General features: G+C 56.9%; 20 protein-coding genes. 15 read left to right on the top strand and 5 right to left on the bottom strand.

Annotated features, from left to right (window positions below):
* The 3 genes from rpiB to glpX are packed head-to-tail and all read left to right on the top strand — an operon-like array spanning position 1 to position 3,425.
* The gene (gene rpiB, locus HFN16_RS07395) at positions 1-441 is read left to right on the top strand and encodes a ribose 5-phosphate isomerase B (RefSeq protein WP_168890146.1); all 441 of its coding nucleotides are present in this window, start codon (positions 1-3) and stop codon (positions 439-441) included.
* A 25-nt stretch (positions 442-466) separates the two neighbouring features.
* The gene (gene tkt / locus HFN16_RS07390; protein ID WP_168890145.1) at positions 467-2,431 is read left to right on the top strand and encodes a transketolase; all 1,965 of its coding nucleotides are present in this window, start codon (positions 467-469) and stop codon (positions 2,429-2,431) included.
* A 10-nt stretch (positions 2,432-2,441) separates the two neighbouring features.
* Positions 2,442-3,425 (top strand): class II fructose-bisphosphatase, encoded by a 984-nt coding sequence (glpX, locus tag HFN16_RS07385; RefSeq protein WP_168890144.1) that lies wholly within the window; start codon positions 2,442-2,444, stop codon positions 3,423-3,425.
* A 97-nt stretch (positions 3,426-3,522) separates the two neighbouring features.
* On the opposite strand, the gene HFN16_RS07380 is transcribed toward glpX, so the two are convergent.
* Entirely contained in the window at positions 3,523-3,885 is a 363-nt protein-coding gene (locus HFN16_RS07380; protein WP_168890143.1) for a PilZ domain-containing protein, read from the bottom strand.
* Positions 3,886-3,980: 95 nt separating this feature from the next.
* Positions 3,981-4,850, bottom strand: coding sequence for a DMT family transporter (locus HFN16_RS07375; RefSeq protein WP_168890142.1), 870 nt, complete (start codon positions 4,848-4,850; stop codon positions 3,981-3,983).
* A gap of 244 nt (positions 4,851-5,094) precedes the next feature.
* Here HFN16_RS07375 and HFN16_RS07370 point away from each other — a divergent pair, with 244 nt between their 5' ends.
* The 11 genes from HFN16_RS07370 (at position 5,095) to ald (ending at position 18,590) form a co-directional block, all read left to right on the top strand.
* Positions 5,095-8,016: a PAS domain S-box protein gene (locus HFN16_RS07370; RefSeq protein WP_168890141.1), complete on the top strand. Its 2,922-nt coding sequence runs from the start codon at positions 5,095-5,097 to the stop codon at positions 8,014-8,016.
* 289 nt (positions 8,017-8,305) lie between these two features.
* Positions 8,306-8,833: an RsbRD N-terminal domain-containing protein gene (locus tag HFN16_RS07365; protein ID WP_168890140.1), complete on the top strand. Its 528-nt coding sequence runs from the start codon at positions 8,306-8,308 to the stop codon at positions 8,831-8,833.
* 196 nt (positions 8,834-9,029) lie between these two features.
* Complete coding sequence (gene dsrM, locus HFN16_RS07360; protein WP_168890139.1) at positions 9,030-10,064, top strand: sulfate reduction electron transfer complex DsrMKJOP subunit DsrM; 1,035 nt, start codon at positions 9,030-9,032, stop codon at positions 10,062-10,064.
* A gap of 52 nt (positions 10,065-10,116) precedes the next feature.
* The gene (gene dsrK, locus HFN16_RS07355; RefSeq protein WP_247648496.1) at positions 10,117-11,769 is read left to right on the top strand and encodes a sulfate reduction electron transfer complex DsrMKJOP subunit DsrK; all 1,653 of its coding nucleotides are present in this window, start codon (positions 10,117-10,119) and stop codon (positions 11,767-11,769) included.
* A gap of 15 nt (positions 11,770-11,784) precedes the next feature.
* Positions 11,785-12,162: a sulfate reduction electron transfer complex DsrMKJOP subunit DsrJ gene (dsrJ, locus tag HFN16_RS07350; RefSeq protein WP_210772255.1), complete on the top strand. Its 378-nt coding sequence runs from the start codon at positions 11,785-11,787 to the stop codon at positions 12,160-12,162.
* Positions 12,162-12,932 (top strand): sulfate reduction electron transfer complex DsrMKJOP subunit DsrO, encoded by a 771-nt coding sequence (gene dsrO, locus HFN16_RS07345; protein ID WP_168890136.1) that lies wholly within the window; start codon positions 12,162-12,164, stop codon positions 12,930-12,932. The genes dsrJ and dsrO overlap by 1 nt, the downstream gene beginning before the upstream one ends.
* 11 nt (positions 12,933-12,943) lie before the next feature.
* Positions 12,944-14,224: a sulfate reduction electron transfer complex DsrMKJOP subunit DsrP gene (dsrP, locus tag HFN16_RS07340; RefSeq protein ID WP_168890135.1), complete on the top strand. Its 1,281-nt coding sequence runs from the start codon at positions 12,944-12,946 to the stop codon at positions 14,222-14,224.
* A 248-nt stretch (positions 14,225-14,472) separates the two neighbouring features.
* On the top strand, positions 14,473-16,098 hold the full coding sequence (locus HFN16_RS07335) for an FmdE family protein (protein WP_168890134.1): 1,626 nt from the start codon (positions 14,473-14,475) through the stop codon (positions 16,096-16,098).
* 250 nt (positions 16,099-16,348) lie between these two features.
* The gene (locus HFN16_RS07330; protein ID WP_168890133.1) at positions 16,349-16,792 is read left to right on the top strand and encodes a glycine zipper domain-containing protein; all 444 of its coding nucleotides are present in this window, start codon (positions 16,349-16,351) and stop codon (positions 16,790-16,792) included.
* 175 nt (positions 16,793-16,967) lie between these two features.
* A complete protein-coding gene (locus tag HFN16_RS07325) occupies positions 16,968-17,450 on the top strand; it encodes an Lrp/AsnC family transcriptional regulator (protein ID WP_168890132.1) in 483 nt (160 codons plus the stop codon).
* Between the two features lie 36 nt (positions 17,451-17,486).
* On the top strand, positions 17,487-18,590 hold the full coding sequence (gene ald, locus HFN16_RS07320; RefSeq protein ID WP_168890131.1) for an alanine dehydrogenase: 1,104 nt from the start codon (positions 17,487-17,489) through the stop codon (positions 18,588-18,590).
* A 76-nt stretch (positions 18,591-18,666) separates the two neighbouring features.
* On the opposite strand, the gene HFN16_RS07315 is transcribed toward ald, so the two are convergent.
* The 3 genes from HFN16_RS07315 to HFN16_RS07305 all read right to left on the bottom strand — a co-directional run bounded on the left by HFN16_RS07315 (position 18,667) and on the right by HFN16_RS07305 (position 20,753).
* Positions 18,667-19,617 (bottom strand): acyltransferase family protein, encoded by a 951-nt coding sequence (locus HFN16_RS07315; protein WP_168890130.1) that lies wholly within the window; start codon positions 19,615-19,617, stop codon positions 18,667-18,669.
* A 125-nt stretch (positions 19,618-19,742) separates the two neighbouring features.
* Positions 19,743-20,264, bottom strand: a complete 522-nt coding sequence (locus tag HFN16_RS07310; RefSeq protein ID WP_168890129.1) for a rhodanese-like domain-containing protein — start codon at positions 20,262-20,264, stop codon at positions 19,743-19,745.
* 15 nt (positions 20,265-20,279) lie between these two features.
* On the bottom strand, positions 20,280-20,753 hold the full coding sequence (locus HFN16_RS07305; RefSeq protein WP_168890128.1) for a MauE/DoxX family redox-associated membrane protein: 474 nt from the start codon (positions 20,751-20,753) through the stop codon (positions 20,280-20,282).
* 305 nt (positions 20,754-21,058) lie between these two features.
* Between HFN16_RS07305 and HFN16_RS07300 the strand changes: the two genes are divergently transcribed.
* Positions 21,059-21,664: a MerR family transcriptional regulator gene (locus tag HFN16_RS07300; RefSeq protein ID WP_168892288.1), complete on the top strand. Its 606-nt coding sequence runs from the start codon at positions 21,059-21,061 to the stop codon at positions 21,662-21,664.
* The last annotated feature ends 94 nt before the right edge of the window (positions 21,665-21,758 follow it).

Below are 21,758 nucleotides of genomic sequence, written 5' to 3'. Positions count from 1 at the left end.
GTGGGCAAAACCATCGTTATCGGCTCGGACCACGGCGGCTTCAATCTGAAGGCCGTATTCATCAAGACCCTTGAAGAATGGGGTTATAATGTAGAAGACGAAGGTCCTGACGGCCTCGACTCCTGCGACTACCCCATGTTCGCCGCCAAAGTCGCGAACAAGGTCAAGGAAGATGACTCCAAGCTCGGCATCCTCATCTGCGGCACCGGCCAGGGCATGACCATGACCGCCAACCGCATGGGCGTCCGCGCCGCACTCTGCACCAATGAATTTCTCGCCGAAATGGCACGCGAGCACAACGACGCCCGCATCCTCTGCCTCGGCGAACGGGTGACCGGACAGGGACTGGCCCTGGCCATCCTCAAAAAATTTCTGGAAACCGAATTCGGTGGCGACCGCCATCAGCGTCGCATCGACCTCATCGATACGGTCTCCAAATAACCATCCCTAATAAGGAACAACCATCATGAATATGACGGACAAGACGATTGCCGTGGTCAAAGGACTGATCATGGACGGTATTGCCAAAGCCAATTCAGGCCACCCCGGCGGTGCCATGTCCTCCGCGGACTTCGCCACCATCCTGTATTCCGAATTTCTGAACACCAACCCGGATGATCCGAACTGGTTCAACCGCGACCGCTTCGTGCTGGCCGCCGGTCACGAATCCATGCTTCTCTACAGCCTGCTCCACCTGAAGGGCCTGCTGTCCATGGACGACCTCAAGAACTTCCGCCAGCTCGGCTCCCTGACTCCGGGTCACCCTGAAGTAGACATGACCCCGGGCGTTGAAGCCACCTCCGGTCCTCTGGGCCAGGGCTTTGCCGTTTCCGTAGGCTTCGCCGCAGCCGAAGCCCATCTGCGCGAGAAGCTCGGCGCAGACGTCATGGATCACTACACCTACGTGCTGTCCTGTGACGGCGACATCCAGGAGCCCGTCGCCCTCGGCGCCGCCTCCCTGGCCGGTCTCTGGAATCTGGGCAAGCTCATCGTCTACTATGACTCCAACAAGATCCAGCTCGCCGGTCCCTGTTCCCAAGTTGACTGCATGGACCACCGCAAGGTGTTCGAAGGCATGTGCTGGCAGGTCATCGACGTAGACGGCCACAACCAGGACGAAATCCGCGCCGCCATCAAGGAAGCTCAGGCCAACACCTGCCAGCCCACCCTGATCATCGGCCACACCGTCATGGCAAAGGGCGCCGCCACCCTGGAAGGCTCCCACAAGACCCACGGTTCTCCCATGAGCGCCGAGGAGATCACCGCCACCAAGGAAAAGCTGGGCATGCCCGCAGAGGACTTCTACGTCCCCGCCGACGTCAAGGAAGCTTTCCAGTCCCGTTTCGACGAGATGCGCAAGATGGCTGCCGACTGGCAGACCACCGTTGACGCCAAGCTCGGCGCTGACGAAGCCTTTGCAGAGATGTGGGGCCACGTCACCAAGCCGCGTCCCGAACTGGAAATCGAATGGCCCGAGTTCACCCCCGGTGAGACCATGGCCACCCGTAAAGCCTGGGGCGCATGCCTGAACGGCGTCATGGAATCCCTGCCAACCCTGATCGGTGGTTCCGCTGACCTCGATCCGTCCAACCAGACCCAGAACTTCCGCGACACCTACGGCGACTTCGGTGTCAACGGCTACGGCTCCCGCAACCTCGCCTTCGGCGTGCGCGAGTTCCCCATGGCCGCCATCATGAACGGTCTTCAGCTGCACGGCGGCCTGCTGCCCTTCGGCGCGACCTTCCTGACCTTCTCCGATTACTGCCGTAACGCAATCCGCATGTCCGCACTGCAGGAACTGCCGGTTCTGTACGTCTTCACCCACGACTCCTTCTGGGTCGGCGAAGACGGCCCCACTCATCAGCCCATCGAGCACATCAGCTCCCTGCGCCTGATCCCGGAACTGATCGACCTGCGCCCGGCCGACGCCAACGAAACTGCCGTCTGCCTGGACATCGCACTGAAGCAGGAGAAGAAGCCTTCCACCATCTTCCTGACCCGTCAGGGTCTGCCCGTTCTCGATCCCGCCGAATACCCGGCCATCGTGGACGGCCCCCGCAAGGGCGCTTACGTCCTGAAGGACTGCGAAGGCACCCCGGATCTGATCATCATCGCTTCCGGTTCCGAAGTTGCCCTGGCTCTCGATACCGCCAAGGAACTCAAACGCAAGGTACGCGTGGTCTCCATGCCGTCCGCCAAGTTGTTTGACGATCAGCCGGAATCGTATAAGAAAGAAGTATTGCCGCCCGAGGTTACTGCCCGTGCGGCTGCCGAAGCCGGTCGTACCGGTCTCTGGCACAAATATGTTGGCCTCGAAGGCGTTGTCCTCGGCCTGGATCACTTCGGCGCATCCGCTCCGGGTAAGATCCTGTCCGACAAGTACGGCTTCACCCCCGAAAACTTTGCCCGACTCATTCGTGAAAAGTACTAGGAGTTTGTAAATGGAAGCCCCTCAAAAGAATCTCGCTCTTGACCTCGTTCGCGTCACTGAAGCTGCCGCTCTTGCCTGTGCCCGTTGGCTCGGCAAAGGCGACAAGATCTCTGCCGACCAGGCAGCGGTCGACGCCATGCGCCTCTGCTTCAACACCCTTGAGATCGAAGGCAAGGTCATGATCGGCGAAGGCGAGAAAGACGACGCCCCCATGCTGTACAACGGCGAGAAGCTCGGCCTCGGCCGCGGCCCCAAGGTCGAAATCGCTGTTGACCCGCTGGAAGGCACCAACCTGCTCGCCAACGGCCGTCCCAATGCCATCTCCGTTGTGGGCGTCTGCCCCGCCGGTTCCATGTTCGATCCGGGCCCGAGCTACTACATGCAGAAGCTCGTCGTGCCCGCCCCGGCCAAAGACGTCGTGGACATCGAAGCCCCCACCGGTCACAACCTGAAGCTCATCGCCCGTGCTCTGGACAAGGACGTAGACGATCTGGTCGTCTTCGTTCTGGACAAGCCGCGCCACAAGAAGCTCATCAGCGACATCCGCGAAGCTGGCGCTCGTATCCAGCTGCACACCGACGGTGACATCACCGGCTCTCTCATGGCCATCGACCCGCGCAGCGAAGTCGACGTCATGATGGGAACCGGCGGCACCCCCGAAGGCGTGCTCTCCGCCATCGCCATCCGCATCATGGGCGGCGAAATGTTCGCCAAGCTCGACCCCCAGAAGCAGGACGAAAAGAATGCCCTGGCCGAATACGGCATGGACATCCGCCGCGTCCTCACCGTCAGCGATCTGGTCAAGTCCGAAGACCTGTTCTTCGCGGCAACCGGCATCTCCGGCGGCACCTTCCTCAAGGGCGTCAAGTACCACGGTCACGGCGCAGAGACCTCTTCTCTGGTCATGCGCGGCAAGACCGGCACCATCCGCTACGTCGAGGCCATCCACAACTGGGATGCCCTCATGAAGTTCTCCGCTGTCGAATACGACTAAGCCGGAACTGATACGGAATATGAAAAGGCCGGAACCTGATGGTTCCGGCCTTTTTTCTTTCTGCGTGATGCTTGGTTACAGGTGCTCTCTGCACCGTCTATTTCTTCAACTTCCTGAAAATTTCCATAAGTTCCTGATCGACAGCCTCCGGATCGGGCGCATTCAGCTGGACCAGACGATGAAGGAAGGTGAAGCTCAGCTCGTCCATTTCACGAAACTTCATGGCCACAAGGCCATCACTGGCGCGGAGGACGTCCCCTTCCACCACGATACGAACACCCGGCGACAGGGGAATATTGAGTTCGGCACGCGTACCCACAAGGCAATCGTCACATCCTTCAAGCAACGCGCCGTTCATGCTGATGTTGCGCGTTTCCACAGGAATGACGATATCGCCCACATTCACGTAGGCATCAAACCCGGCACTGATACGTGTTCTGTGACGTTTATTCTCGGACATGGCATTTCCCCCATTTAAAGGAAGTATACCACGAACGAATCCCGAGGCAAAATCCGTTACGTTTTTTATAACCGGTACAATGCTACGCACCACGACTACTCTTCCAGATCAGCGGTCTGACCCAAAACCAGCGTTCCCGCTACGATCAGCAGGCCACCGCCGATGGTCCATGCATCAGGGATTTCACCGAGGAATGATGCGCCCCAGATGGCCGCAAACACGATCTCAAGACAGGTGACGGCAGAGATGCGTGCGGCCGACTCAATGGCATAGCCCCGTGTCATGTAATATTGTCCACCGTTCATGGAGAGGGCGATGCCGAGAATGTAGAGCCATTCTACAGGCGTAGGCATGACCCAGCCTTGTGCGAACAAAGGACTGACAACGGTGATGATCATCGGCGGATAGAACATGACCACGGCCGGATGCTCGGTCTTGGCCAGCGTCCGCACCACGAGAATGGCAATAGAGGTCATGACAATGCCACCAAGCGCCACGGCCAGAGCCAGCGGATCGAGCGCTGCCCCTGAGGAGCCAAAAATGAATCCGGGCCGACAGACAAGGACGACGCCCGTCAAGCTGGTGGCCACGGCCATGAGCCCTTTGGTGCCGATTTTCTCGCCAAGGATCACCCACGCGAGCAGCGCAACTATGGCCGGATGGGTAAAAAGGATGACGATGGCATCGGCCAACGGGAGGTGGACGATTGCGTAGAACTCGGCAAACAGGGCAACAAACCCAACAGAACCGCGCGCGAAGAGGAGCCAGCGGCGTGTTCCCAGCATGCCTATTCCTGCACGCCTCAAAAGCACCCAACAAAATCCAATCCCCACGACACCGCGCAAAAACAATAACTCCATGGTCGGCACACGCTCACCTGCCAGCTTGATGAGCAGGGAGCCTATAGAAAAGAGAAAGGTGCCGAGGAGCATGAATCGCATGCCGGGCGTGAGGGTCAGTTTCATGGACTGGAGATTAGGATCAACCCATAATGTTTACAAGACATTATTGATATGATGCCTTGAGCACAAAAGGTCTTTGCTCACAAGCCTTGTGGCTGATGCCCCACACACAAATACCAACGAGACCAGAACGATCCATACTTCGCCTGCCACACGTTTCCGTTGCCCTGTTCTACTCAGAACAAAATACTATTCCCTGCTCACTGTTTTTGTTATAGATTTTGGCATAAACGGATAATACTGCCCAATGAAACCACGAAAAGACATACTCAGAGAACTCGTGCTTACCAACGCTGATGCGCTGGCAAGTATTGTCATGCAGCGCGCAAGCGAGCTGGGTCTTTGCGACGGCGTGGAGATCAGCAAGCACACATGGGCCAACTCGGTGGACATGATCAATGATGCCCTTATCCGTACGCTGGACAAGTATGGCCTCGAGGGACTGGACCTTCCCGTCGATCACTCCACCAACGATCCGCTCTCAGAATTTGCGACACAGACCGCTCGTATCCACCGTGACCGGGGCGTCTCCCTGCCCATGTTCATGACCCTGCTCAAGGTCTATAGAGCCGCCTATGTCAAACTGGTGTACAAGGAGCTGGGTGAACTGCCGCTTGCACCGGCATGCAGAGATTTCGTGGTAGCCTTCTTTGACCGGGCCGAGATCGCCCAATGTGCCAACTGGGCCGAACTCCATGAGGAGGAGCGGGTTCAGGCACTGGAACAGGCCCACCGTCTGACCATGGAGGAAAAGGACCGTTTCCTCACCCTGTACGAGAGTCTGGCCACCCCGGTACTTCTGCTGGACGAGCAGGATCGGATCGAACTGCTGAATCACGCTGCCACACGGCTCATGGCCAAAGAGTTGAGGCATAGCCTCAAATATGCCTGCGCCAACGACCCCTCCATTTCGCATAAACGACAAGACGCACGTATCCCTCTGAATCAGGCCCTGCCATGGATGGACAAGGAACTCCAAAAGGCATGCCCCATCGAAGAAGGAAGGCAGGACTGCCGATTTGACACCTCCATCCTCATCGACGGCAGAGAGCGGCATTTCAACATCGCGGTCTCCAATATTTCCAGCAACCTGAGCAACTTTGTCGGCACCACCGTAGTCATTGATGACATCACCATACGGGTGGAAGTGGAACGCCAGTTGACCCAGGAACGCAACATGGCCGCCGAATATCTGGACGTGGTCGGCTCCATCGTGGTTGCCATGGATGTTTCGGGCGGAATAATGCTGCTTAACAAGACCGGGCACAAAATGCTTGGCTATGAGCCCGGCGAACTGGTGGGCATGAACTGGATTGACCTGGTGGTTCCGATCGATGAAAGGGAAGAGCTCAGAGAATATTTTTTCCACATCATGTCTGACGATCTGTCGATGGACGACGAGAACGTCAACTCCATCGTGGACAAGGATGGCAAACTGCACCTGATCCAGTGGCGCAATCGCCTGCTGCGCAATGAAGGCGGCATGCCCATCGGCGTCCTCGCATCCGGTCAGGACATCACCCACCAGCGGGAGATGGAAGATGCATTGGCCGAGAAGGAAGCGTGGCTCCGCAACACATTTGTGTCCCTCGGTGAAGGCGTGCTCATCCTGTCACCGGCAAACATCATCCTTGATGCCAACCCGGCAGCCGAGCCCATCTTCCAGATGACCAACGATGAGCTGTGCGACACCCCCTTCGAAGAACTGCACATTGACAGCGAGCATTTTTTGGAATTTGAAGAACGAGCCCAACACGCCTTTCTCCGCAACGAAGCCGCCGTTTTTGATTTCCCAATGCGGAGGGGCGACGGATCTTCATTTCCGGCCGAATTCTCCGTGTCCCGTATCACCGGCGACGATGGCAATATTCTGGGAACGGTTTGCGCGCTGCGTGATGTCTCGGATCGCGAACGGCGCGAGCGTCACCTGCGGGAAAGTGAAGCAAAATTCCGGCGCATCTTCGACACAATTGAAGAGGGCTTCATCGTCACCGACCTCGAAGGCACCATCTCCATGGTCAATCCGGCCACCTGCCGGATGCTCGGCTATTCGCAGGAAGACCTCCTGGGCCAGAGCATGGGCATTCTCTATGCCAACGAAGGGGAACGAAAACGTCTGCTGGACGGCATACAGAATCGCGGCAAAGTCCATGGCTACCACCTGGCCGCCAGACGCCGTGACGGTCAATCCATCGTGGTTGAGGCAAACGCCCATCAGGTCGTAAACGAGGATGGCATCCCCATCGCCATGGAGGGCACGTTTCGTGACATCACTGCCCGCCTGGAAGCGGAGCAGATGCTTCGTGAGAGGGAAAAGCTGTACCGTGCGTTTTTTGAAAACAACCACGCCATCATGCTGCTGGAAGACCCCAAGAGTGGAGAGATTGTTGATGCCAACCCGGCAGCCAGCGTGTTCTACGGGTACACCGTGCATCAGATGCGCGCCATGAACACTGCCCAGATCAACGCCCTGAGCGAGGAAGAGATCTTTCAGGAGATGTTCGCAGCGCGCAATGAGAAACGCAGCTTCTTCATCTTCAAACACCGCCTCGCTGACGGCGAACTTCGTGATGTCGAAGTATACTCCGGCCCAATCATGGTTCGCGGGAACCAACTGCTCTACTCCGTCATCCATGACGTCACCGATCGCATGCGCATGCAGCGGGAGATGACCCGCATGGCCACGACCGACGCTCTGACCGGCGCCAACAACCGCCACCAGTTCTTCCGCCTGGCAGAGGCTGAACTCAAGCGCACCGAGCGTTATGGGCACGCTCTGTCCGTTATCATGCTCGACATTGACTACTTCAAGTCAATCAACGACACCTACGGCCACCACACCGGCGATGTCGTCCTCAAGGCGCTGTCCGACGCAGCGGACCAAGCTCTGCGTGAGACGGATATCTTCGGTCGTCTCGGCGGCGAAGAATTTGCCGCCATCCTCCCGGAAACCGAGTTGGATGGAGCCACCAATGTGGCCGAGAGACTCCGGGAGTCGTTGGCAGCACTGAAGATTCAGGATGAGGACGTCGAGGTCAGCTTCACGGTTTCCATCGGCGTGACCAGCGCCACCGAGACGGACAAAAACATCGAGGAAATCCTGAATCGAGCCGACGAAGCCCTGTACAAAGCCAAGCGAGGCGGCAGGAACAAAGTCATGAAAGGCTGACCTTACGGGAAGCTTGCCGTCACACTGCACCTTCCAAACCGATAATTTCCCACCTTCCCTCCCCTCAAAAATGAGGCTTTTCCTGCATTAAAACGAGGCCTGAGAATCCTTCTCACAAGCGGGTTTTCCTTGAAAAAACCTTGACGTTTTCCCATGGGTTTGGGATACGGTTCTCAGTTTTTAGTGACAATTTTCACAACTTGTTAAAACAAGGCTTGGAAAAACGGCGGATCACCGGCTCACTGAGCTGGGGAAACGTCGCGTTTTTACAAGTTTTTACGAGCAGATAATGACTTTTGAATCAGAACTTGCCACGCGCAAGGATGAACTGTCGGAAAAATGGGCAGAGCTGATCCTTCAGACCTACCCCAAGGAAACCCAGAAAATCTGGACCCGGCAGAAAGATCGATTCCAGAACCCGGTGGGGGCGGCCATATTTGAGGCCACCCGGGCGCTGTTCGATCACGTCATTGAGTGGCAGGACGCCACCAAGATCGCTGAGGAGCTGGACCGCGTCATTCGCATCCGCTCCGTGCAGGACTTCACTCCTTCACAGGCGGTCAGCTTTGTCTTCCTGCTTAAGAAACTCCTCCGGGACGAGTACTTCAAGCAAATGGACAAGGAAGGCAAACTCGCCGAACTGCTCAGATTCGAGGCCAAGGTAGATAACCTGGCCATGATGGCCTTCGACATTTACTCGAAGGACCGGGAACAAGTGTTCCGAATGCGCGTGGATGAAGTGAAGCGCGCACAGAGCCAGCTCTTGAAGCGGGCCGGAATGATAGCGGACGTTACGACCGATTCATCGGTCGATTAAGGGCGCGCCACGGGGTTGTGTTGGTATAGGGAGTCGGGCTTTATCGGGTTTGGTACCGGGGGGTACATATCGGAATTGAACCCACGCATCTGACTGATTTATCATAGGAACACAATCTTTCGCGGCTCGTACCGAAAGTGGCAGGCCTCCCGGCGTGAGACCCGGCAGGTCCAACATTCAAGCGAGGTGACGGTAGATGAATGCTCTTTACTCACTTCTGTTCGTCTTTCTCCTGGTGTTGATCCCGTTGTTCGGGGTGGACGCAGCGCACATGAAGACTTTCTTCGGTGTCTGCATCCCCGTGACGGCGTTCATCATCTTCATTATTGGCTTTGCGAGCAAAGTCATCAACTGGGGCCGGAGTGCTGTGCCGTTCCGTATCCCCACAACCGGTGGTCAGTTCAAATCCTTTGACCCCCAGCTGTTCAAGCAGAACAAGTACGACTGTCCTCAGACCGGCGCTCAGACCTTTGTGCGCATGGTTCTGGAAGTCTTTGCTTTCCGCTCCTTGTTCCGCAACACTGAGGTGTCCCTGCATGAGACCAAAGACGGCCCTGTGGTCGCCTACAAGTCCAGCAAGTGGCTTTGGCTCTTCGCCATCATTTTCCACTATTCTTTCTTCATTGTCGCTCTGCGCCACCTCCGCCTTTTCCTTGAGCCGGTTCCCTTCTTTGTGAACGGCCTGGAATTCGTGGACGGCATCCTGCAGATTGGTGCTCCCACCATGTACATGGCCGATGCCGGTCTTGTCGCTGGTGTGCTCCTGCTGCTCGGCCGCAGACTGATCAACGCCCGGATCAACTACATCTCGTATGTATCGGACTTCTTCCCGCTGTTCCTGATCCTGGCCGTCGCTCTGTCGGGCATTTACATGCGCTACTACGCCAAGGTCGACGTCATCGCGATTAAGGAACTCACCATGGGTCTGGTCACGTTCAGCTACGTGGTCCCGGAAACCATCAGCGTATCCTTCTTCATTCACGTCTTCCTGGTCAGCGTGCTGATGATCTACTTCCCCTTCAGCAAGCTCATGCACATGCCGGGCGTCTTCATGTCTCCCACCAGAAACATGCCCAACGACACCCGTGCAAAGCACCATGTGAATCCCTGGAACCCGGACATCAAGCCGCATGCCTATGCGGACTACGAGAAGGAATTCGGCGTGCCCATGGCTGAAGCCGGCCTCCCCCTCGACAATCCGGATAACGGCAAGGCCCCGGAAGAGGCCTAGGGTTCTCCCTAGGTGATACTTCTTTATTTAGGAGAGAAGAAATATGTCCGACATGCCTAAAGCTGATGAGCTTTTCAAAAGCATAGACTATGCTCCGCCGACCACTGGTTGGATGGAGACCCCGGTGGACTTCTCGCCGGGCAACTGGTGTTACCCCGCAAAGCCCGAGAAGATTCAGTACATGGAATCGAAGCTTCCCGGTCTGTGGGGCGAAGCCCGCGAATGGTCCCCCGGTGACGAAGACTGGAAACTGCCTTCCAACTGGAAAGAGATCGTGGTCAACGGCTTCCGCGAGCGCCTCGACAAGTTCCGCACCCTGAAGCTGTTCATGGACATCTGTGTCCGTTGCGGCGCCTGTGCTGACAAATGTCACTACTTCATCGGTTCCGGTGACCCGAAGAACATGCCTGTTCTCCGCGCCGAGCTGATGCGCTCCGTCTACCGCGGCGAGTTCACCCTGGCAGGTAAGATCCTGACCAAGCTGACCGGTTCCCGCGTCATGGAAGAAGATGTCCTGAAAGAATGGTTCATCTACTTCTACCAGTGCACCCAGTGCCGTCGCTGCTCCCTGTTCTGCCCCTACGGCATCGACACCGCAGAGATGACCATGATGGCACGCGAGCTCATGCACCTGGTTGGCCTCAACACCAACTGGATCATGGAGCCCGTCTCCAACTGTAACATCACCGGTAACCACCTCGGTATTCAGCCCCACGCCTTCAAGGACATCGTGGACTTCATGGTTGACGACATCGAGGAAGTCACCGGCCGTCGCGTCAAGGCTCCCCTCAACGAGAAGGGCCACGACATCCTGTTCATCACCCCGTCCGGCGATGCCTTCGCCGATCCGGGCATCTATACCTTTATGGGCTACCTGACCCTCTTCGATTACCTGGATCTGGATTACACCATGTCCACGTATGCATCCGAGGGTGGTAACTTCGGTTCGTTCACCAACAACGAAACCATGAAGAAGCTCAACGCCAAGATGTACGCCGAAGCCAACCGCCTCGGTTGTAAGTGGATTCTCGGCGGCGAGTGTGGCCACATGTGGCGCGTTGTCCATCAGTACATGGACACCATGAACGCAGACCTGCAGGGCGATCAAATGACCACTCCGGTCAACCCGATCACCGGCACCGTCTTCGACACCGCTGCTGCAACCAAGATGGTCCACATCACTGAGTTCACCGCTGACCTCATCAAGCACGGCAAGCTGCCGCTTGATCCCAGCCGCAACGATCACCTGCGCGTCACTTTCCACGATTCCTGCAACCCCGCCCGAGGCATGGGTCTGCTGGACGAGCCGCGCTACGTGCTCAAGGCCGTGTGTAACAACTTCTTCGAGATGCCGGCAGGCACCACCCGTGAGCAGACCTTCTGCTGCGCAGGCGGTTCCGGTCTGAACACCGAAGAAATCCTGGAAATCCGTCTTCGCGGCGGCCTGCCTCGCGGCAACGCCCTGAAGTACGTCCAGGACAAGCACGGCGTGAACACCCTGGCTTGTATCTGTGCCATTGACCGCGCCACGCTCATCCCGCTGGCCGACTACTGGGCACCTGGCGTAACCGTCACCGGAACTCACGAGCTGGTCGCCAACGCTCTGATTCTCGAAGAAGGCGAAGAGCGTACCATGGATATGCGCATGGAAGCACTGCCCGGCTACGAGGATGAGGACGACGACTGGACTCCCCCGAACATGTAGGAGACGGATATGAAAATGCACTACGGTTTCCCCATCATCGCCGGGCTCGTCATCTTCATCGGTCTGCTGTGCGCTCCCTTTGCGCTCGGCACCGGTAAGACCTACAAGCAGCCCGAGGTTAAGCTTCCCGCAGGCGAAAAGGAATGCATTGAGTCAGTGGAATTCATGCGCGAACAGCACATGGTTCTCCTTGACCAGTGGCGTGACTGGGCCCTGCGTGACGGCAAGCGCATCTACACCAACCACAACGGCAAAGAGTTCGTCATCAGCCTGCAGAATACCTGCATGAAGTGTCACACGAACAAGGCAGAATTCTGCGACAAGTGCCACACTGATGCCGGTGTCTCTCCCTACTGCTGGGATTGCCACACACAGCCGGAGGGTTTGAAATAATGAAGAACAACAGAAGAGCCTTCATCAAGCTGGCCGCTGTTGCCGCTGCAGGTCTGGCTGTTGCCCCCAAGGCAATGGCTTCCTCCGGTGGCCACTCTCCGGTCAAAGCAAATCCCAAGGGCCTCCATGCCAAGCAGTGGGCAATGGTCATCGACTCCACCAAGCTTCACTCCGAGGAAGAGATCGCAAAGCTGGCAGACTCCTGCCACAAGATCCACAACGTTCCCGAGTTGACCGGCAAGAAGGAAGTCAAGTGGCTCTGGTCCGACATCTACCCGCACACCTTCCCCGAGCAGGAAAACCCGCATCTGGCAGAAGAAGTGCACCATCGTCACTACCCGCTCCTGTGTAACCACTGTGAGCACCCGTCCTGCGTGCGTGTCTGCCCCACCAAGGCGACCTTCAAGCGCCCTGACGGCATCGTGGCCATGGACTACCACCGCTGCATCGGCTGCCGCTACTGCATGGCCGCATGTCCTTACGGCTCCCGCTCCTTCAACTGGGGCGAACCTCGTAAGAACCTGGACCTCGCCAACCTGAACCCCAAGTTCCCCACCCGCATGCGCGGTGTTGTCGAAAAGTGCAACTTCTGTGTGGAACGTCTGGCGGTCGGCGACATGCCTGCATGTGTCGAGGCTTCCGAAGGCGCGATCGTGTTCGGCGATCTCTACGATCCCGAATCCCCGGTCCGCAAGGTGCTGCGCGAGCGGTTCACCCTTCGTCGTAAACCTGCCGCAGGCACCGAGCCCTGTGTCTACTACGTGATTTAGGAGGAATCAGAATGCTTGAATTAGCTCTCAAAGGTTCCAAGAGATACTACGCCTGGATTGGCTTCCTCCTGGTCCTGATTGGCATCGGTTTCACCGCCTGGGTCGACCAGATCATGAACGGTCTGGAGATCACCGGCATGAGCCGTGACGTGTCCTGGGGTTTCTACATCTCCCAGTTCACCTACCTGGTCGGTCTGGCTGCCTCCGGCGTCATGATCGTGCTGCCCAACTACTTCCACTCTTATAAGACCAACAAGCACATGGTCATCTTCGGTGAATTCATGGCAATCGCCGCATGTATTATGTGCCTCGGTTTCATCATCGTGGATATCGGGCAGCCCACCCGTATGATGAACATGATCTTCCATCCCACTCCGAACTCCATTCTGTTCTGGGATATGATCGTTCTCAACGGCTACCTGTTCCTGAACTTGCTCGTCGGTTGGACCTGCCTCCAGGCAGACCGCGCCAACCTGCCGCATCCGAAGTGGCTCAAGCCCTTCATTTATACGTCCGTCATCTGGGCTTTCTCGATCCACACCGTGACCGCATTCCTGTACCAGGGTCTGCCCGGCCGCCACTACTGGCTCACCGCCATTCTGGCTGCTCGCTTCCTGGCATCTGCGTTCTGCTCCGGTCCTGCGATCCTGCTGCTCGTCATGATGGCAACTGAAAAGTTCACCACCTTCAAGATGCCCAAGAACGCTCTGAAGACCCTGGTGAAGATCATTGCTTACGCCATGTGTGTAAACATGTTCTTCTTCGCCCTGGAAATCTTCACCGCCTTCTACTCCAACATCCCCGGCCACATGCACTCCATCGTGTACCTGTTCGCCGGTGAACACGGCCATCATGAACTGGTCGGTCTGATGTGGACCTTCATCGGCATGGCTGCGATCGCCATCACCCTGCTGGTGACTCCGAAGCTCCGCAACAACCTCAAGCTGCTCCCCTACACCCTGGTTATCCTGGTTATCGCAACCTGGATCGACAAGGGCCTGGGCCTGCTCATCGGTGGCTTCAACCCCACCCCGTTCGATACCATCACCCCTTACTGGCCCACCGGTAAGGAGCTAATGGTCTCCATGATGATCTACGCTCTGGGCGCACTCGTTGTGACCGTTCTGTTCAAGATTGCAACGGAAGTTAAAGAAGAAATGGGTCACTCCCAGGAACTGCCCTGCGGCTGTTCCACTGAAGACAACTGCGATTGCACCCTCGAGTGCGGCTGTCCCAAGGACAACTGCACCTGCGAAGAGGAAGCAGCAGAAGAGGCTCCCGCCGAGGCCTAATTCGGCAGCCATAGCCTAGCCACAAACGTCACCTCGCTAGGCCTACCGGCAACACTAAGGCCCCCGCTCCACTTGGAGCGGGGGCCTTTCACATGCATATTTCCCCACCACAGCTCTCTGGTTTACCTTCCGTTGCATTGGAATAATTGCACCCAAGGCGTGACCGTGGCATAGTCCTTTTCCTTGACGTGAACGAAGCGCCAATATACCCCTATGGGGTATTTTACCAACTCAAGTACGAGGCAGATATGAACATCGGCGAATACACTTTTGAAGAGTTTAAGCAGAAGGCAAAGGATTTCCATGGATATCCGGCGCCGGGACTGCTGATCGGCGGCTACATGGTAGAGGCTGCCAAGAAACGCATTCCTGAAGGCACCCTGTTCGAGGCCATGGTGGAATCCGGCAAATGTCTGCCTGATGCAGTGCAGCTTTTGACGCTCTGCTCAATCGGCAACAACTGGATGAAGATCAAACTGCTGGGTCGCTATGCCGTGTCCCTGTATGACAAGTTCACGGGCGAGGGCTTCCGCGTGGCCATCGACCAGAAGAAGCTCGAGGACTGGCCTGAAATCAAAGGCTGGTTCATGAAGGAAAAGCCCAAGGCCGAGCAGGACACGGACAAGCTCTTCGCCGAGATCGAAGAGGCGGGCGACACCATCTGCTCCATTCGCCCCATCAAGATCGCCAAGAAGTATCTCGGTCATGGTCACATGACATCCATTGATGTCTGCCCTGTCTGTGGAGAAGCGTATCCCGGTTCGGACGGCTCCATCTGCCGCGGCTGTCAGGGAGAAGATCCATATGAAGTCATGGAAGGCATGGAATGCGCTGCAGACGTTCCTGACCTCAAGGCCGTTCCCGTCGAGGAAGCCGTGGGCAAGAAAGTCGTTCACGACATGACCGGTATTGAGCCGGGTGAATCCAAAGGCCCCATTGCAAAGGCTGGAGACACCCTTGATATCGGCGACGTGTGCCGCTTGCAGCGTATCGGCAAATACAATGTCTATGATGAAGAATCTCTGCCCGGCGACGAGTGGGTACATGAGAACGAAGCGGTCAAGGCGTTTGCTTCCCGTATTGCAGGTGAAGGCATCTCCTATGATGACAACCCAGAAGAGGGCAAGATCAACTTCTTTGCTGATCGAAGAGGGCTCCTGTCCATCGATCTCGAAGCGCTCGCCCGGTTCAACCTGACGCCGGATGTCATGCTCGCCACACGTCACGACGGTGCGCTCATCCCCAAAGGAAAAGGCGTTGCCGGAACCCGTGCCATTCCGCTCTACATTTCACGAGACAAGTTCAACCGCGCCCTCACCGCCCTCGGCCACGGCCCGGTTCTGTCCATTCAGCCGCTGCGCAAGGCCAAGGTCGGTATCCTTGTAACCGGCACCGAGGTCTTCCAGGGGCTCATCGAGGACAAGTTCGTGCCTATCATCACTTCCAAGGTGATTAAGCTCGGCTCCGAAGTCCTCAAATCCGACATCGTGCCCGATGACCGCGAGGCCATCACCAGCGCAGCCAACGCCATGCTCGACGCCGGGTGTGATCTCATCATCACCACAGCAGGCATGTCCGTTGACCCTGATGACGTGACGCGCCCTGCGCTGATCGATGCAGGCCTTGCCAACGACCTGTACGGCGTGCCCATGCTGCCCGGCACCATGACTCTGGTGGGCAAGATCAAGTCCGCCCAGATCATCGGTGTCCCGGCCTGTGCGCTCTTCTACAAGACCACGGCCTTTGACATCGTTCTGCCCCGCCTCCTCGCCGGACAGGAACTCACCCGCAAGGATCTCGCCCGACTTGGCGAAGGCGGTTTCTGCATGACCTGCAAGACCTGCTCCTTCCCCAAGTGCCCCTTCGGCAAATAGTCGATCACAACACCAACAGAATGAGCCCCTGCCAGCGATTGCCGGCAGGGGCTTTTTTGCGTTCCAGCGCCCAGCTAGTACCCTTTTTTTGCATTGTGGTGCGCAATATTTTTCATCACATGCGGGTTGAATTGGTATCCATCAAAAAAATATCAACAATTCCAGTCAACCTTTCCTCGGCACGCCCGTTGCTACTTATAAGACAAAGATTTCAAGGGTTGGCCCCACCAACCATCAGGAGGAAACACCAATGAAGAATATGATTGCTATCGTGATGCTGCTGGCCCTGCTCACAGCCTGTAAGACCACTACCGCCCAGAACGCTGCCACTCTCGGCACACTGGCTGGCGCCACCGTGGGCGCGCTGACCTTCAAGAACAAGGTCTCCGGTGCCGCCATCGGCGCGGGAGCGGGTATGCTGGTCGGCTACATCGTGGGTAATGAAATGGACAAGTACGACCAGACGCAGGTTGCCAGTGCGCTGGAGACCACGCCTTCCGGTCAGGCCACTACGTGGACCAACCCGGACACCCAGACCTATTATGAGGCGATTCCTGAGCCTGCTCGTCAATACGATGATGGACGCGTGGAACGAGACGTCACCCTGCGTGCCCGCATGGCAAACGGCGAATACGAGACTGTCTACGCCAAGGCATACCGCCAGCCTGACGGTTCATGGCAACTCGTCCAATAGACTGATTTTCCCCCACAAACACCCTCTCCAGGAGAAGGCCGCATCCCAATTGCACATGGGATGCGGCCTCTTCTTTTTGCCTTAAGAAAAAATCATTGACATAATTTTTATCTATTTGATAAAAAGTGCTCATCTTGATTTTCAGAATCGAAGAATCGAGAAGAGAGAGACACCAATGAAGAATACTTTGGATCAAAACGACAAACGACTGGTGGCAGCCCTGACCCGTGATGGACAACTATCTCCGGGCAAGGTTGCGGAAGAGATCGGAGTGACTGCACCCACGGTTCGCTCCCGCATGAAAAACCTGATCAAGGCTGGCGCACTCAAGATCGCCGGGCTGGTGAACCCCATGAAGGCCAAAGGGCTGACCGTTGCCCTTGTTGGTATCACCGTCAACAGCCATGAGCAACTGGGCGAAAAGCTGGATCAGGTGAGCGCACTTCCCCGCGTCAACTGGTGCGCCGTTGTCACCGGCCGTTACGACATGATCGTCGAGATCATCATATCCGACGATATTAAAGACCTCTACGACTTCCTGGACAAGGATCTGTCCCAAGTGGGCGGCATCAACTCCAGTGAATCCTTTGTTGTCATGAAATCCCGGCGCAAGTGGATCTGCCTGCCTGACGCCGTAATGGAAGAATTTCAGGAATAACCCTTATCCCAAAGACTTTTTTCAAGGAGTGAAGTGATGATTATCGGTATCCCAAAAGAGATCAAGACGTTGGAAAACCGCGTTTCCATGACCCCCGGCGCGGTTGAATCCCTGGTCCGTCAGGGCAACGAAGTGCTGGTCGAAGCCGGAGCCGGCCTAGGCAGTGGCCTGACCGACGAGGAATACACCGCCGCTGGCGCCAAGCTCGTCACCGCCGCAGAAGCCTGGGGTGCCGAAATGGTCATCAAGGTCAAGGAGCCGCTGCCTTCTGAATTCCAGTATCTCCGCAAGGACCTCATCCTCTTCACCTACCTGCACCTGGCTGCCGCAGAAGACCTGACCAAGGCTCTGCTCGACGCCGGCACCATCGGTATCGCCTACGAAACCGTCGAGTCTCACGACCGCACCCTGCCCCTGCTGACTCCCATGTCCGAGGTCGCAGGTCGTATGGCCACGCAGGTTGGCGCACACTATCTTGAAAAGACCCAGGGCGGCCGTGGCATTCTGCTCGGCGGCGTCCCCGGCGTCTATCCCGCTGAAGTTCTCGTTATCGGCGGCGGCGTGGTCGGCACCAATGCCGCCCGCATCGCCATGGGCATGGGTGCCCGCGTCACCATCCTGGACCTCTCCCACGCTCGTCTCCAGTACCTTGACGACGTGTTCCAGGGACGCATCACCACCATGATGTCCACTGAGCCGAACATCCGCGACATGATCCAGAAGGCCGACCTCGTTATCGGCGCAGTCCTTCTCCCCGGTGCCAAGGCCCCGAACCTGATCACCAAGGACATGCTCGCCGACATGAAGGAAGGCTCCGTCATCGTCGACGTCGCGGTTGACCAGGGCGGTTGCGTCGAGACAATCAAAGCCACCACCCACGACAACCCCACCTACGTTGTAGACGGCGTTGTCCACTACGGTGTGGCCAACATGCCCGGCGCTGTACCGCGTACCTCCACTTTCGCCCTGGTCAACCAGACGGCTCCCTATGCCATGCGTCTGGCCGCCAAGGGCATCGACGCCCTGCGCGAAGACCCGGGTCTGGCGCTCGGCCTCAACACCTATGAAGGCAAGCTCACTTGCCCCGCAGTCGGCGAAGCCTTCGGCATCGACGCCGTCAAACCCGAAGACGTGCTGTAAGTCGAACCAACAACACCATCCCCTTAGGTCTCTCGGAGCAATCCGGGGGGCCTTTTTCTTTGCCCTGACAATGGAATTAGAGAGGCTGAACCAGCAGACGTGTAACCCTTGCCACAACGTCAGAAGACAACACCCAGCAAACGACCAATGCCATGGGGAGCATCAGCAGCGGCGCGTCACCGATGGCCTCATAGGCCGCGGGCCAGGCCCGGTAGAGAGCGAGCAACGGGGTGTGCAACAGGTAGATATGTAATGACTGCGTGCCGAACCGTGTCAGCGCACTGATCCTGTTCGGGATCAGGGACAGGACAGCCAGCCCGACACCAAAGGCGAGCAGGAGCTGCAGGACACGAAAGAGCGGCCCGGCAGAAAGCGGCATGCCCATGGCGGAATAGGAGAACGCCCCATAGAGAAGCATGTGAAGGTTGTACCGGGCGATAAAGACCGCAGCCCCAACACCTAAGAGAATAAACACGATAGCGGCCGGACGCCCAACAGCGTAAGCAGGGGAAATCCCGCGACTGCGCATCAGGTGTCCCGCGACAAAGAACGGCAGAAAATTGATGGTTCTCGCCAGACTGAATTCCAAGCCGAGCTGCGGCAACATGCCACATGCAAGCGCCAGCAGAATGGACACGACAAACGGTCGTGGCAGGCGCATCAGCCATGGCAGGACCATGCGCCAACAAAAGAGGCTGAAGAGAAACCAGAGCCCGAAGTGCCCTTCCGTAATGGAATACGGTTCCTTGCCCTGCAGGAGCATGATTCCCCATTGAATGGCCATGAAGACGCCATATGGTAGCAGCAGACGTTTAACGCTCTTTCCCAGAAGCCTATAGCTCCACTCTGCCCGGGACAGGTAACCGGAAACCAGGGCGAACATGGGCATATGGAAGATGTACACGAACAAATAGAATGTATCGGCAGACTCCGAGACACTCGGCACCGGCCAAGCGAGATGCCCGAACAGGACCAGCAGGATGAGCAATCCCTTGGCGTTATCCAGTGAAATGTCGCGACTCTTCATACCCCGATTCTATCAGGAACCACACAAGGGCGAAAGAGGACGATAGAAGGCAATGAAAAAAGGGACCCTGTCCACATATGCAGACAAGGTCCCTTTGCTTTGATGATCTGATGATAATGCGATGACTAACCGTCAGCACCTTCGGCTACGGGGTAGCTGGCACCCCTCCATGCGTAGATGCCGCCGGGCAGGCGCTTGACGTTGGTGTAGCCCATCTTGGTGGCCCAGTAGGCGCCGTTGTCGGAACGGCCGCACTTGACGAAACCGCAATAGACTACAATGAGCTTGTCCTTGTCGGGACCGAGCAGGGCGGCGTATTCAGCCTGGGTCTTGTCTGCGGTCTCGTTGGTGTCCCAGGAAGTCATCAGCTTGATGGGGAAGAGGAACTGCTTGGCACCGGGAACGTGACCTTTCACGTAGCTGGCATCGTAGGGCATGGTGTCGACGATAACCATGTCGGTGTTCTTGTCCTGAAGATCCTTGAGTTCAGCAACAGTGATGAGCTCGTAGCCGCCGCGGACAACTTCCTTGGCGAGCTTGACGGCTTCCTGTTCTTTGACGACTTCACGGGCGAATTTGTCTTCACCGCCGAGACAGCCGGCGAGGAGGATGGAACAGGCCAAGAGAGAAAAGAGAACTTTTTTCATGAGAGTATCACTCCGTTAGTTGGGGGATGTGCGTCGCACCAGAGAGCGCGGAACAAATCCCGCAATCCGGCGTTGCCAGTACATGAGCAGACAGGCTCCGAGCATGAGCAAGTCTCGGATCAGCGTCCCCCACAGTCCACCAGGTTCCCCTGCACCGGGGTCGTTCGGACCGAAGCAGCCGCAATCCACGTCCAGTCCCATGTGGATGCCGTAGGCGAGCACGCATACGAACCCCAACAACTGTGCGACAATCATCCCCAAGGCACCCCGCACATCGAAAATCAAGCCGAGACCGGAGACGATCTCGACAACCGGCAGCACCCGGGCCAGCAGGTTGGCTATCCGCCACGAAACCAGTCCGTAGCCGTCAATAGCCATGGCAAAACCATCCGGATCAGTGATCTTGGACAGTCCGGCGTATACGAATACGCCGCCAAGGGCGATGCGAAGAGCGAGGTACAACAGCTTGGAAGTGAAGATTTTTTTCATGATCCTCCAGGCCGCCCGGGGATGATCCGGGACGGACTTGGATTGTATATTATAGGACGAATCTATTTGTTAAATAGATAATCTCAATAAAGATCTGACACCAAATAGGCAATGTGAGGATATTTGCACCATTAGCAAAAGTCTAGAAAAAGTTAAGAATTACAACCTTATCTACCCTTATCTTAATTAAAAAATCAGTAAATCAAGTAAGATAAATCAACTTTTCTATTGAGATGATTCGTTTTTTTCTGTACTCCAATGAAGAACAACAAAGTGTGACAACTTTTCATTTGGGGGAATGAATGATGACTGGCAAGAAAGTGCTTTCTGTGGCTGAAATCGCCCGCGAACTCGAACTGCCCGAATCCACCGTCCACTATTGGAAGAACCGGTTTGCCCAGCACCTGCCCAGCGTAGGACGCGGCAGGCAGAAACGGTTCAAGCCGGAGGCGGTGGAAGTATTCTCCACCATTTCCCGACTGCTCAAGGAAGGGCACACCGCCCGCGACGTCATGGACCAGCTTTCCCAGGCCTACCCACTTCAGGCCGACGCCATGCCGCAGGACGGCTGCGTGGCCCCGGTTCAGATGAGCGGCGCTGCCATGGAGCCCGCCATGCAGATGGCCGCAACCATCGGCCTTGAGATAGCCAAATCCGTGTCCGAAGGCATCCGCTCGGTCATGGCAGGCGGCGGCGAAGGCGGCCCTGAGGTGGCCGAGGTGAAGCAGGGACTGGAAGAGGCTGCCACCCGCATCACCACCACCATGGAAGAGACCGCAATGCTCCGCAGCGAAAACGAATATCTGCGTGAAAAGCTCAAGGTCATGGAAGCGGAAATGATCCGTCTGCGCAAGGATCGCCGCGAAATGGAAAAGTACCTCCTTGACAAGATCAAATCCGTATCTACTTAGACTCCGTGTCCACGGGGTCTGATTCCCCCTACACACACTCTCAATCATATATTCTGCGGACCATGCCCAGCCGGGTGCGGTCCGCAGGTGTCAT

Origin of the sequence: Pseudodesulfovibrio sp. zrk46 (genome assembly GCF_012516435.1) — a bacterium.
Taxonomy (GTDB): domain Bacteria; phylum Desulfobacterota; class Desulfovibrionia; order Desulfovibrionales; family Desulfovibrionaceae; genus Pseudodesulfovibrio.
This window is presented reverse-complemented; position numbering and strand designations above follow the sequence as displayed.

Bases quoted from the DNA above. Each gene is read 5' to 3' on its own strand.
- HFN16_RS07325 (WP_168890132.1), top strand. From the start codon at position 16,968: ATGAAGAATACTTTGGATCAAAACGACAAACGACTGGTGGCAGCCCTG.
- HFN16_RS07370 (WP_168890141.1), top strand. From the start codon at position 5,095: ATGAAACCACGAAAAGACATACTCAGAGAACTCGTGCTTACCAACGCT.
- glpX (WP_168890144.1), top strand. From the start codon at position 2,442: ATGGAAGCCCCTCAAAAGAATCTCGCTCTTGACCTCGTTCGCGTCACT.
- HFN16_RS07365 (WP_168890140.1), top strand. From the start codon at position 8,306: ATGACTTTTGAATCAGAACTTGCCACGCGCAAGGATGAACTGTCGGAA.
- ald (WP_168890131.1), top strand. From the start codon at position 17,487: ATGATTATCGGTATCCCAAAAGAGATCAAGACGTTGGAAAACCGCGTT.
- HFN16_RS07310 (WP_168890129.1), bottom strand. From the start codon at position 20,264: ATGAAAAAAGTTCTCTTTTCTCTCTTGGCCTGTTCCATCCTCCTCGCC.
- dsrJ (WP_210772255.1), top strand. From the start codon at position 11,785: ATGCACTACGGTTTCCCCATCATCGCCGGGCTCGTCATCTTCATCGGT.
- HFN16_RS07315 (WP_168890130.1), bottom strand. From the start codon at position 19,617: ATGAAGAGTCGCGACATTTCACTGGATAACGCCAAGGGATTGCTCATC.
- HFN16_RS07305 (WP_168890128.1), bottom strand. From the start codon at position 20,753: ATGAAAAAAATCTTCACTTCCAAGCTGTTGTACCTCGCTCTTCGCATC.
- HFN16_RS07375 (WP_168890142.1), bottom strand. From the start codon at position 4,850: ATGAAACTGACCCTCACGCCCGGCATGCGATTCATGCTCCTCGGCACC.
- dsrM (WP_168890139.1), top strand. From the start codon at position 9,030: ATGAATGCTCTTTACTCACTTCTGTTCGTCTTTCTCCTGGTGTTGATC.
- dsrO (WP_168890136.1), top strand. From the start codon at position 12,162: ATGAAGAACAACAGAAGAGCCTTCATCAAGCTGGCCGCTGTTGCCGCT.
- tkt (WP_168890145.1), top strand. From the start codon at position 467: ATGAATATGACGGACAAGACGATTGCCGTGGTCAAAGGACTGATCATG.
- dsrK (WP_247648496.1), top strand. From the start codon at position 10,117: ATGCCTAAAGCTGATGAGCTTTTCAAAAGCATAGACTATGCTCCGCCG.
- HFN16_RS07335 (WP_168890134.1), top strand. From the start codon at position 14,473: ATGAACATCGGCGAATACACTTTTGAAGAGTTTAAGCAGAAGGCAAAG.
- dsrP (WP_168890135.1), top strand. From the start codon at position 12,944: ATGCTTGAATTAGCTCTCAAAGGTTCCAAGAGATACTACGCCTGGATT.
- HFN16_RS07330 (WP_168890133.1), top strand. From the start codon at position 16,349: ATGAAGAATATGATTGCTATCGTGATGCTGCTGGCCCTGCTCACAGCC.
- HFN16_RS07300 (WP_168892288.1), top strand. From the start codon at position 21,059: ATGACTGGCAAGAAAGTGCTTTCTGTGGCTGAAATCGCCCGCGAACTC.
- HFN16_RS07380 (WP_168890143.1), bottom strand. From the start codon at position 3,885: ATGTCCGAGAATAAACGTCACAGAACACGTATCAGTGCCGGGTTTGAT.